Genomic DNA, 11,681 nt, shown 5'->3' with positions numbered 1-11,681 from the left:
GGACAGGGGGTACTACCCTGACATGACGATAGCCTTTGAGGTAATTAAAGAATGTAAGGATACCCGGGCTCGGGTTGGTCGGCTTTATACTCCTCACGGGGTGGTAGATACACCGGTATTTATGCCGGTGGGGACGCAAGCGACGGTCAAAGCCATGTCCCCCGAGGAACTGGAAGAAATAGGAGCCCAAATTATTCTCAGCAATACTTATCACCTATATCTGCGTCCCGGGGCGGAAATTATAAAAGAGGCAGGCGGCCTTCACCGCTTTATGCACTGGAATCATCCCATCTTAACGGACAGCGGGGGATTTCAGGTTTTTAGTCTGGCTGATCTACGCCAAATTAATGATGAAGGAGTCACTTTCCGTTCTCATATCGACGGCTCCAGTCACTTCTTAAGCCCGGAGAAGGCTACTGAAATACAAATGGCTCTGGGATCAGATATTGCTATGTGTTTTGATGAGTGTCCCCCTTATCCTGCTTCCTATGAGCAGGTAGAAAAAGCAGTGAAACGTACTTCTAGTTGGGCTGAACGGTGTCTTGAGGCTCACCGGAGAGAAGACCAGGCCCTTTTTGGCATTGTTCAAGGGGGAGTATTTCGAGACCTCCGGGAGAGAAGCGCCGCTGAGCTAACAGCGCTTGATTTTCCCGGCTATGCCATCGGGGGCCTGAGTGTGGGAGAACCTAAACGGTTAATGTATGAAGTGCTGGACTATACTGTACCCCTGCTTCCGGCATCCAAACCCCGCTATCTCATGGGAGTGGGTACTCCTGATGCTCTATTGGAAGGGGTTAAGAAGGGGGTAGACATGTTTGACTGCGTTCTTCCAACCCGGGTCGCCCGGAACGGTTTGGCACTTACTTCCAGCGGGAAGGTTGTGGTTCGTAATGCCCGGTATGCCCGTGATTACGAACCTTTAGATCCTGAATGTGACTGTTATGTCTGCCGAAACTATACAAGAGCTTATATTAGGCATCTGTTGAAAGCTAACGAAATCCTGGGCTTGCGTCTTACTACTTATCATAATTTGTACTTTTTGATCCGACTAATGGCCAAAATTCGAACGGCCGTTATGGAAGGGTATTTCTTAAAATTTGCCGAAGAGTTTATGGCAAAATATCTAGAAAAAGAGGTTTCCTCGGGAGAATGTCGAAACCAATGAACTGTTGGCAAATGAGAAAGAAAGGCAGGTGAAAAGATATGGAGGCTTGGGCCGGGACTATCATTTATGCTGTCCTTTTTTTTGCCATCATGTATTTTCTGCTGATTCGACCGCAGCAAAAGCAACAAAAGAAGCGGCAGGAAATGATTAAGGCATTGAAAGTCAATGACCCGGTGGTTACCATCGGAGGTATTCACGGCCGTATAACTAAGATAAAGGATACCTCCATAATGATACGAATTGCGGACAAGGTGGAGATCGAATTAGAGAAAAGTGCTGTTGCCTATGTCCCCGGCAAACAGAATAAAAAATAGCAACGTTGGGATTAGAGGTGGAACCAATGGTAACGCTGGAGGATGTAAAAAAAGACCCGGAGGTTGACACCTATATACGGATGGGAAACGAGTACTTGGGAGTATTAGGCTTTACTGAGCATGCCTACCGGCATATTAATTTAGTTGCCAATATTTCTCGCAACATTTTGCAACGGCTGGATTACCCGGAACGAGATCAGGAGCTGGCAGCTATAGCCGGATACCTTCATGACATTGGGAACGTAGTGAACCGGCACTATCATGGTCAGTCGGGAGCGCTCATTGCCTACACTATTTTACGTCGTATGGGTATGCCGCCGGAGGAAATAGCTACGGTCGTTTCGGCGATCGGCAACCATGAAGAAGAATACGGCCATGCGGTCAACCCGGTGGGAGCAGCTCTTATCCTGGCAGATAAGTCTGATGTCCATCGTTCTCGGGTAAGAAATCAGGATTTTGCCACTTTCGACATTCATGACCGGGTTAACTATGCAGTACAACATTCCTTTCTACGGGTTGATGCTAAAGCCAAGTCTATTACCATGGAGTTGAAAATTGACCTGGAAATCAGTACGGTAATGGAATACTTTGAGATTTTTTTAACCCGCATGATTATGTGCCGCCGGGCAGCCGACTTTCTGGACTGCCACTTCGGCCTGATAATTAACGGAGCCAGGTTACTGTAGGTATTATTATACAATTGACAAGGCTTATCCGGAGATATTAATGGGCAGGTATGCGAAAGTCAACTATTCACAAGAAAGAAGGGGGAGAAGCTGGATGAACTGGGGAAAGTTTTTCCAGGTTACTCTAATCATAGTGGCTGTTATAGCAGTGGCAGTAGCCAGTTATACTCCTATAAAAAATAACTTAAATTTAGGTTTGGACCTGCAGGGCGGCGTTCATGTTCGGCTGCAGGCGCTAGATACTCCTGAGAATCCGGTGGAAGACGCCGACATGGTCCAGTTGAAGGCTGTTATGCGGCAGAGAGTTGACGAACTGGGCCTCAGCGAACCGGTTATCCAGCGGGAAGGAAGAGACCGACTGATAATAGAAATTGCCGGAGTAGATAATCCCGAAGAAGCGGTGAAGGTCATAGGCAAGACAGCATTTCTGGAATTTAAGACGGCGGACGGAGAAACAATTCTGACCGGGAAGGACTTGAAAGATGCTAAAGCTGTTACTGACCCTAATACCAACGAGCCGGAAATTGCTCTGGAATTTAAGGCCGAAGGAACAAAGAAGTTTGCAGAAGTAACTGCTCGATTGTCTCAACAATACCCGGAAAATGATCCCCGCCGGCGGATAGGAATTTACCTGGACGGAGAGTTGTTGACTAACCCGGAAGTAAGGGAGCCCATTCCGTCCGGAAAAGCAGTTATCACCGGAAATAGATCTTTTGACGAGGCGGCAAAAATTGCTGCTCTATTAAGAGGGGGAGCCCTGCCGGTCAAGGTGGAGATTATAGAGAAAAGAACGGTAGGCCCCACCTTGGGGAAGGATTCTTTAGAGAAAAGTAAAGCGGCCGGACTTTACGGCATAGCCGCCATTATGTTATTTATGTTACTGTACTACCGTATCCCGGGACTGGTGGCTGACTTTTCTTTAATACTGTACGGAATCATCGTAATGGGAGTTATGGTTCTTCTGAAGGCCGTACTAACTCTGCCTGGAATAGCAGGATTAATTCTTTCGGTGGGAATGGCTGTAGACGCCAACATCATTATTTTCGAACGAATTAAGGAAGAGTTGAGGAACGGTAAGACCTTGCGAGCTTCTATCGAGTCCGGTTTCCGAAGGGCCTTCTGGACTATTTTTGATGCTAACGTCACCACCTTAATTGCGGCAGTCATCCTGTACCACTTTGGCAGCGGTCCTATAAGAGGGTTTGCCGTAACCTTGAGTTTAGGTATTCTGGCCAGCATGTTTACGGCTATTACTTTTACCCGTTTTATGCTGCGCAATATTGCTGAAACCAATCTGGTCCGTCATAAGTGGCTATATGGGGCTTAAGGGGTGAGAAAAATGAATTTTGTAGGCAGACGCAAATTATGGTACCTTTTATCCCTGGCAGTCATTATTCCCGGTCTAATATCGTTGTTTGTACAGAGCTTGAATTTTGGGATTGATTTTACGGGAGGCAACCTTTTGCACATTCGCTTCGAAAAGGATGTCAAAATCAGTGAAGTGCGGGAGGTATTTGCAAAGTTTGGCCTGGAGGACAGTTCTATCCAGGCGGCAGAAGGAAATCAGTTTATCGTGCGGACAGTAGAACTGACTGAAGAGAAGAATGACAAGATTTTGAAGGCCTTAGAAGAACGGTTTGGTTCTATAGAAGTGCTGCGAAATGAAAAAGTGGGTGCCGTCATCGGGCGGGAATTGACCACTAATGCCATCTACGCTTTGGTGATAGCGTCCCTACTGATAGTCATTTATATCAGTTTCCGGTTCGAATTTCTTTTTGGAATTGCGGCCATTGTAGCCTTGCTCCATGACGTTTTTGTCACCCTAGGTATTTTTTCCCTTTTTCAAATTCAAGTGGATGGGGCTTTTGTAGCTGCTATCCTAACCATCATTGGTTATTCGATTAACGATACTATTGTCATCTTCGACCGTATCCGGGAAAACTTAAAAATGAAACGAAAGGAAAGTCTCGAAGAACTGGTCAACCGCAGTATAGCTCAAAACCTGACCCGGTCCATCAACACTTCCCTCACTGTTATCTTTGCGTTGCTGGCTCTTCTGTTTCTGGGGGGAGAAACTACTAAAGTTTTTGCTCTGGCGCTGTTGATCGGTACTATTGCGGGAACTTACTCTTCGATTTTCACCGCCAGCCCTCTTTGGATTGACCTGCGAAATTTTGTAAGAGGCAGGAAACTGGCTCAAAGAACTTAGCTCCATTAATTGTCACTTATGTTCTATGTCTTTACGCCGGAGTACTAATATGTTACCATGTTTATAAACCGAAGTCTTTTGTGGAACTTCTCCTGCCCGAGAGAAGTTCCACTTTTTAATTGTTTTCAATATAATACAGAGGGGTTTTAATCATGGTTGATAAACTTGCAGCCGCGAAGCTATCAATCGTTTCCAACTCCATTCTAGTACTTTTCAAGCTCATCACTGGCCTAAGCATTAATTCGGTCAGTATAATTTCAGAAGCCATCCACTCCGGCCTGGACCTTCTTGCTTCCGGAATTGCCTATTTCTCGGTACGGGAAGCAAGTAAACCGGCCGATGATTTACACCAGTTCGGTCATGGGAAGATTGAAAATTTGTCGGGAACTATTGAGGCTATATTAATCGTTTTAGCGGCTATCTGGATAATTTTTGAAGCGATTAAAAAACTCCTTCATCCTACTCCCATTGCTGATGTCCGTTTAGGAATAATCATCATGCTCATATCCGCCTCGGTCAACTGGATTGTATCACAAAAACTATTCCAAACTGCTCGAGAAACCGATTCCGTCGCCCTGGAGGCCGATGCTCTTCACTTAAGAACTGACGTATATACCTCTGCCGGCGTTCTACTGGGATTTGTGGGCATAAAATATACCGGTTGGCCCTGGCTGGACCCTCTGCTGGCTTTGGCTGTAGCTCTATTAATTATAAAAGAAGCTGTAAGATTAACCAGGGAGGCGTGCTTGCCTTTATTGGATGTCAGGCTTCCCGAAGAAGAGGAGAAGGCTATAGTGGGCATTATTGAAGGGCATGCCGAACATTTCATTGAATTCCACAAATTGCGGACCCGTAAGGCCGGGGCGGAAAGGCACGTTGACCTGCATCTGGTATTTCCCAAAGGAAGACCGGTGGCTGAAGTGCACGCATTATGCAGCCAGATTGAAGCGGATATTAAAGCTCGGTATCCGGGAACGCAGGTGCTGATCCATGCAGAACCGTGTGATGATACTTGTACGCAATGTTCAGACTGCCGAAAGTTAGGTTGAAGTGGCTGGAGCAGGAATTTTAAGGCTCTGGCAGAATTTTAAGAGTAATAAATTTTGCCGGGGGTGAGATGGTGCAGGTTTATTTGGTGGGCGTGTTTATTTTTGCCCTGGTGGTAGCCGTTTTCGCGGTACAAAATGCTCAGACTGTTTCCATACGGTTTTTGACCTGGGAATTTAAAGATATTTCGCTGGTTTTGATTATACTGGGTTCGGCAGCACTGGGGGCGGTCATGATGGCTTTTATTAGTACCATAAAACAAATAAAAAATTTTCGAAAACTAAAAGAGATGCAAAGAGAGAACAAAAGACTCCAGGAACAACTGGAAAAGCTGGCGGAAGAACTTCAGCAGAGCGCTGGCGGGTAGCAGGTTAAGGCCATGGAGGATAACGATGAGGGCAACATCTAAAGTCTGGCATATCATTCAACAACCGGATCCCCTCAAGCAAAGGATTTTAGTCCGGGAATTAGGTCTTTCTCCGATAACGGCCCAGATACTCATTAACCGTGGTGTCCGGACGGTAGAAGAAGCAAAGGAATTTTTGGAAACTCCTTTAGAACGATTATCTGACCCCTGGCAGATGAAAGGAGTGCGGGAAGCAGTTTCCAGGATACTGGAAGCCGGGTCAAAGGGTGAAAAAATTCTGATTTATGGGGATTATGATGCAGACGGCATTTGCAGTACTGCTTTACTGCTGGACATTTTGCGACAGGGCGGGATAGAGGCCGATTACTATATTCCCAACCGTTTGGAGGAAGGGTACGGCCTTAATACTGAAGCCTTGTCCCGGGCAGCGGATAAAGGTTATAAACTGGTAATCACCGTAGATTGCGGAATAAGTTCCCGGCAAGAAGTTCAACACGCGCACCGGCTGGGTTTAGAGGTGATTATTACCGATCATCACGAACCGCCTTCCGATCTACCGGAAGCGTTTGCGTTGATTAATCCCCATTTGGAGGAAAGTTTATTCCCTTTTGCCGGTGTGGGAGTGGCGTTTAAACTTGCTCAAGCCCTGGCCGAAGAGCTTAAACTGTCTCGCGTTAACGGTATTTTTGCCGGGGATCAACTTGATTTGGTAACCTTAGGGACCATCGCCGATGTAGTGCCGCTGGTGGGAGAGAATAGAATACTGGTGAAGAACGGTTTGCAGGAATTGAGCAGGACGAAGCGAGTAGGACTCAAAGCTCTTATGGAAATATCCCACCTGAGATCGGAAGAGATCGAACCTGCCCAGGTAGCCTTTATTCTGGCACCCCGTATTAATGCAGTAGGTCGCCTGGGAAATGCGGCTTCAGCGGTAGAACTTTTAACCACTGAATCCCCCCACCGGGCATGGGAGTTGGCCAATTTACTAAACCGGCGGAACCAGGAAAGACAGACAGTGGAAGTTCAGATTCTGGAACATGCCCGGCGTATGGTTGAAAGGGAAGTTGATCTGGAAAACGAATTGGCCATCGTATTGGCTTCACCTTTGTGGCATTCCGGTGTTATCGGAATTGTAGCCTCCCGTTTGGTGGAGCAGTACTATCGTCCGGTGGTTCTGGTGGCTCTAGAGGGAGAAATAGGAAAAGGGTCGGCTCGCAGTATTCCCGGTTTCCATATTTATGAAGCGTTATCTCGCTGCAGTCATTACTTGGAATCATACGGGGGTCACGAGCAAGCCGCCGGGCTAACTATCAAGAAGGAAAAAATCCTGGAGTTTCGCCAGCACCTCAACCATATAGCCCGGGAAATATTGCCTGAAGACAAATTAAAGCCTCTGCTCCACGTGGAGGCAGAAGTATTACTACCGCAAGTCGATTGCCAACTGGCGAGAGAAATTTCCCTGTTGAGTCCGTTTGGTGCCGGTAACCCGGAACCTTTACTCGCCTGCCGCGGGATAAAGGTTGTTCAGTGCCGTGAAGTAGGGAAGAATGGAGAACACGTCAAATTAAAGTTAAGAAGCGGGCATCAAGAATGGGACAGCATAGGATTCGACATGGAATGGGCGAAAGAACTGGCTTCTACCTCCGAACAGGTTGACCTGGCCTTTATTCCGCGGTTGAATACCTGGAACGGGCGCCGTAGTCTTCAACTACAGCTGAAGGATGTGAAGGAGACGGAAGAAGAAAAGCCAGCGGTATTGCCGGTAGCAGGAGAAAAAGAGATTTTGATATCCCGGCTAGAAGAAGCATTATTCCTTCCTTTGACGAGTACTCAACGGCTTGTTTTGGATAAATTTTGGGAGAAGAGGAGAATAGTTTATCTGACCCAATCTTGGGGACATGCCCTGACCTTGGGGGCAGCAGCGGCAGGCGGCCGGTCACTCAGGGAGAAGGACGCGACCCTGGTAGTTTTTCCTCTGCGCAGTCAGGTGAGCAGGTTTTGTGGCCAATATGGTCAAATCCTCCAGCGTTTGGGTATAATGGTTAAAAAGGTGGACAGTTCATTTAGTTCTCAGGAAATAGAGAATTTTTGGAATGAATTGGTCCCCTCCCAACCGTTGGTAGTAGTCACTACTTCCTCTGTGGCGGAAAGGTATTGGGAAAAACTCCCTCTTAATAACGGCAACTTGGTGCTTTTCGCTTTCGATTGGGTAGAAACAAAGTTGTTACAGAAGGCAGGTATGGTTATAAGTGAAGAACCGATTCCGGAAGAAGTGACAGATGAGGTTTTTGAAGAAGTGCGAGAGGAGAACATTCATTTTTCAGGGAAAATTGTCGAAAGCCGCGACTGTTCCGATAAGAGGGGATACATTGCAGGGCTGGTGGAAAGAGACAAAAGTCTTTTGGTTTGTGTTTTTCATGCTAAACAAGCCGTACAACTGGCTGAATATTTTAGAACCCAATTCCCCCAACTGGGTTCAACAATAATGTTCTATCATAACGGGATGAATTATCATCAGAAGCGTCTGGTTTGGGAACAGTTCCATCATCACCTTCTTTCAATCCTGGTAATTTCTCTGGAGTCGTTGCCTGTACCTGCGGGAACGGTGGATGATGTAGTTTTTTATCACTGCCCTTTTCAGGTTAGGGACCTTTTACAACCGGTTTGGGCCACACCATTTTCTAATCATAAATTTAAACTACATCTTCTGTTCAATGACCGGGATCTCAAGATGAATCAATTTTATCTGGATAGCTTTTTCCCCGGGCGTGAAGTGCTGGTTCCCTTGTATCAATTACTCAGGAAATCTGCCGGTCGCTCCGTGATTAAGACGACGCCGGGTAAAATTGCGCGGGCTCTGCGCCGCAGGATCAGTGCACCAGTCAGCGTGTATACGGTAGAGGCAGGACTGGCTATTCTTGAAGAACTGGAACTGTTGCGTCAAAGGAAGGAAGGGGGAAAACGGTTGATTACCTTGGTTTCGTCCGGTAAGGAAAGAGAATATCTGGAGGGATGCTGGCGTTATATAGAAGGTCTCAGGGAGAAAGAAACTTTTTCTCGGTTGCTTCAGTGGATTGAGTCCCGGAACTGAACGAAAAAGTTTTTATCTAGGAGAAAGGGTGGAGAAAGTGAATTTAAAAGAGAAAATTCGAATAATTCCAGATTTTCCCCAGCCGGGTATTTTATTTAAAGATGTGACTCCTTTACTCAAGGATGCTAAAGCGTTTGCCTATGCTATTGACCAGATGGCTTCGAAATGTTCTTCTTTGGAGTTTGATTTAATTGTGGGACCGGAAGCCAGAGGCTTTGTTATCGGTGCCCCTCTTGCTTACCGCCTGGGTGTTGGCTTCGTGCCGGTGCGCAAAAAAGGAAAACTGCCTGCTGCTACCATACAGGGGGAGTATAAATTAGAATATGGTTTTGATGTGTTGGAAATTCACCAGGACGCCATTCAGCCGGGGCAGAAGGTATTGGTAGTAGATGATCTATTGGCTACCGGGGGAACAATCGGAGCAACTGTTAGGCTGGTGGAGAAGGCTCAAGGTATTGTTTCCGCTGTAGTTTGCCTTATCGAGTTAACTTATTTGCCCGGTCGGCAAAACCTTAAAGAGTATGAAGTGATTTCCGTAATCCAGTACTGAAAAAGTTAATTTGCGGGCCACGACTTTTGATCAACTGAGGAAGAGGGTGGGCCCTATGGATATTGAGGGTCTTAAAGCAAAAGTATTATCGTACAATCCTAAAGCCGATCTAGAGCTTATAGATAGAGCTTACCGGTATGCAGCTGAAGCCCACAAAGGACAGAAGAGACGGTCGGGAGAGGAATATATAACCCACCCGTTGGAAGTAGCCGGTATTCTTGTTGAGCTTAAGCTGGACGTGATAACCATTGCCGCCGGCTTACTACATGATGTCGTAGAAGATACTTCCATCACTCTGCCGGAATTAGAGGGTCAATTTGGTTCCGAGATAGCCCTGCTGGTGGATGGAGTTACTAAACTAAGCCGTATAGAATTTAACTCCAAAGAAGAACAGCAGGTGGAGAATCTTCGGAAAATGTTTTTGGCCATGGCTAAAGACATCCGGGTAATTCTTATTAAGCTGGCGGATCGGTTACACAATATGCGTACTTTGAAACACCAGCCGGACGAAAAGCAAAAAGAAATTGCTGAAGAGACCCTGGAGATTTTTGCTCCTTTGGCTCACCGGTTGGGAATATTCAAGATCAAATGGGAACTGGAAGATCTGGCCCTGAGGTTTTTAGAGCCGGAGGTCTATTACGACCTGGTAGAAAAAATAGCTAGGAAGCGACAGGAGAGGGAACAATATCTTAATAAAGTAATAGAAGTTTTACGCGAAAAGCTGTCTGCGGCTGGCATCGAGGCAGACATTCAAGGTCGTCCTAAGCATTTCTACAGCATCTACAATAAAATGGTTAAACAACAAAAGGAACTCTCGGAAATCTACGATTTAATTGCCGTAAGAATTATCGTAAACACGGTTAAAGAATGCTACGGTGCCCTGGGAATTATCCATGCTTTATGGAAGCCTATTCCCGGTCGCTTTAAAGATTACATTGCCATGCCCAAACCTAACATGTACCAATCCCTGCATACTACGGTTATCGGACCGGAGGGAGAGCCCTTTGAAATTCAGATTCGTACCTGGGATATGCACCGGACGGCCGAATACGGAATCGCTGCTCACTGGCGCTACAAAGAGGGAAAAACGGAAGGGGATAAAGACTTTGAAGAAAAACTCACCTGGTTGCGTCAACTCTTAGAATGGCAGAGAGATATGCGCGATGCCAGGGAGTTTATGGAAACCCTGAAGATAGATTTGTTTTCCGACCGGGTCTATGTATTTACTCCTAAAGGAGATGTGATCGAACTTCCGGCGGGCTCGGTTCCCGTGGATTTTGCCTACCGCATTCATTCTGACGTAGGCCACCAGTGTGTAGGGGCCAGAGTCAACGGGCGCATTGTGCCGCTTGATTATAAGCTGAAAACAGGAGATATAGTAGAGATACTTACTTCCAAAGGCAGTAAGCCCAGCCGGGACTGGCTCTCATTGGTTCAAACTTCCCAGGCCAAAAACAAGATTCGCCAGTGGTTCCGCAAAGAGAAACGCGAGGAAAACCTGGAACGGGGCCGGGAACTTTTAGAGAAAGAAGCTAAAAAGCAGGGCCTGGAAGTAGCTGAAACGCTTAAAAATGAAAGGCTTCTGGCAGCAGCTAAGCGTTTCAATATATTTACCGTCGATGATCTTTATGTAGCCGTCGGAGATGGGGCCCTGACCGCTTATCAGGTAATTTCCAAGATTCGAGAGGATATGGGGATAGCCCGAACGGAGGAGAAGACCACCGCTCCCGCGGTGAAGTCTACGAAGGGCTATGGAAAGCCTTCCCACGGAGTACGGGTGAAGGGAATAGAAGATGTAGTGGTACGTCTGTCCCGTTGCTGTAATCCTTTGCCGGGAGACAGTATTGTAGGATATGTTACGCGGGGCCGGGGTGTTTCTGTTCACAGAAGCGACTGTCCCAACTTGATAAATCACCAAAATCAGGAAAAAGAAAGAATTATCGAAGTAGAATGGGACACGGAAAAAGAGGAAGGTGTATATCAGGTGCAAATCGAAGCGGTAGCCATAGATCGTCCCCGTTTAGCCATGGACATTATGGCTGCTGTAGCCGATACTAAGACCATCATCAACGCCGTACATGCACGGGCAACGAAAAACAAACTGGCTACCGTGGATCTTAAGATTGAGATCAGGAGTTTGGAGCATCTCGAGTATGTTATGCAAAAGGTTAGGAAAATTAAGGACGTACTGGAAGTTAAACGGGTAACTCCTTCGTATTCTTCTGAAACAAGAAAAAGTTGAAGCGGGAAAC

The 11,681-nt window shown here is 46.6% G+C and carries 10 protein-coding genes; all 10 read left to right on the top strand.

Annotated features, from left to right (window positions below; genetic code table 11):
• Positions 1-22: 22 nt before the first annotated feature.
• The 10 genes from tgt (at position 23) to KKC1_RS08225 (ending at position 11,671) form a co-directional block, all read left to right on the top strand.
• The gene (tgt, locus tag KKC1_RS08270) at positions 23-1,165 is read left to right on the top strand and encodes a tRNA guanosine(34) transglycosylase Tgt (protein WP_088553995.1); all 1,143 of its coding nucleotides are present in this window, start codon (positions 23-25) and stop codon (positions 1,163-1,165) included.
• 38 nt (positions 1,166-1,203) lie between these two features.
• Positions 1,204-1,479 carry a preprotein translocase subunit YajC gene (gene yajC, locus KKC1_RS08265; RefSeq protein WP_088553994.1) on the top strand — a complete coding sequence of 92 codons (276 nt, stop codon included), beginning with the start codon at positions 1,204-1,206 and terminating at the stop codon, positions 1,477-1,479.
• 26 nt (positions 1,480-1,505) lie between these two features.
• Positions 1,506-2,165, top strand: coding sequence for an HD domain-containing protein (locus tag KKC1_RS08260; protein WP_088553993.1), 660 nt, complete (start codon positions 1,506-1,508; stop codon positions 2,163-2,165).
• Positions 2,166-2,259: 94 nt separating this feature from the next.
• Entirely contained in the window at positions 2,260-3,492 is a 1,233-nt protein-coding gene (gene secD, locus KKC1_RS08255; RefSeq protein WP_088553992.1) for a protein translocase subunit SecD, read from the top strand.
• A gap of 12 nt (positions 3,493-3,504) precedes the next feature.
• A complete protein-coding gene (gene secF, locus KKC1_RS08250; RefSeq protein ID WP_088553991.1) occupies positions 3,505-4,374 on the top strand; it encodes a protein translocase subunit SecF in 870 nt (289 codons plus the stop codon).
• A gap of 152 nt (positions 4,375-4,526) precedes the next feature.
• Positions 4,527-5,423, top strand: a complete 897-nt coding sequence (locus KKC1_RS08245; protein WP_088553990.1) for a cation diffusion facilitator family transporter — start codon at positions 4,527-4,529, stop codon at positions 5,421-5,423.
• A 71-nt stretch (positions 5,424-5,494) separates the two neighbouring features.
• Complete coding sequence (locus KKC1_RS08240; RefSeq protein WP_192868146.1) at positions 5,495-5,788, top strand: LapA family protein; 294 nt, start codon at positions 5,495-5,497, stop codon at positions 5,786-5,788.
• Positions 5,789-5,813: 25 nt separating this feature from the next.
• Positions 5,814-8,879, top strand: coding sequence for a single-stranded-DNA-specific exonuclease RecJ (gene recJ, locus KKC1_RS08235; RefSeq protein WP_088553988.1), 3,066 nt, complete (start codon positions 5,814-5,816; stop codon positions 8,877-8,879).
• Between the two features lie 37 nt (positions 8,880-8,916).
• The gene (locus tag KKC1_RS08230) at positions 8,917-9,429 is read left to right on the top strand and encodes an adenine phosphoribosyltransferase (RefSeq protein ID WP_088554024.1); all 513 of its coding nucleotides are present in this window, start codon (positions 8,917-8,919) and stop codon (positions 9,427-9,429) included.
• Positions 9,430-9,484: 55 nt separating this feature from the next.
• On the top strand, positions 9,485-11,671 hold the full coding sequence (locus KKC1_RS08225; protein ID WP_088553987.1) for a RelA/SpoT family protein: 2,187 nt from the start codon (positions 9,485-9,487) through the stop codon (positions 11,669-11,671).
• Positions 11,672-11,681 lie beyond the last annotated feature (10 nt).

It is taken from the genome of Calderihabitans maritimus, assembly GCF_002207765.1.
Lineage (GTDB): Bacteria > Bacillota > KKC1 > Calderihabitantales > Calderihabitantaceae > Calderihabitans > Calderihabitans maritimus.
Note: the sequence above shows the minus strand (reverse complement) of the source record. Positions and strands in the feature narration are given on the sequence as shown.

Bases quoted from the DNA above. Each gene is read 5' to 3' on its own strand.
- tgt (WP_088553995.1), top strand. From the start codon at position 23: ATGACGATAGCCTTTGAGGTAATTAAAGAATGTAAGGATACCCGGGCT.
- yajC (WP_088553994.1), top strand. From the start codon at position 1,204: ATGGAGGCTTGGGCCGGGACTATCATTTATGCTGTCCTTTTTTTTGCC.
- KKC1_RS08260 (WP_088553993.1), top strand. From the start codon at position 1,506: ATGGTAACGCTGGAGGATGTAAAAAAAGACCCGGAGGTTGACACCTAT.
- secD (WP_088553992.1), top strand. From the start codon at position 2,260: ATGAACTGGGGAAAGTTTTTCCAGGTTACTCTAATCATAGTGGCTGTT.
- secF (WP_088553991.1), top strand. From the start codon at position 3,505: ATGAATTTTGTAGGCAGACGCAAATTATGGTACCTTTTATCCCTGGCA.
- KKC1_RS08245 (WP_088553990.1), top strand. From the start codon at position 4,527: ATGGTTGATAAACTTGCAGCCGCGAAGCTATCAATCGTTTCCAACTCC.
- recJ (WP_088553988.1), top strand. From the start codon at position 5,814: ATGAGGGCAACATCTAAAGTCTGGCATATCATTCAACAACCGGATCCC.
- KKC1_RS08225 (WP_088553987.1), top strand. From the start codon at position 9,485: ATGGATATTGAGGGTCTTAAAGCAAAAGTATTATCGTACAATCCTAAA.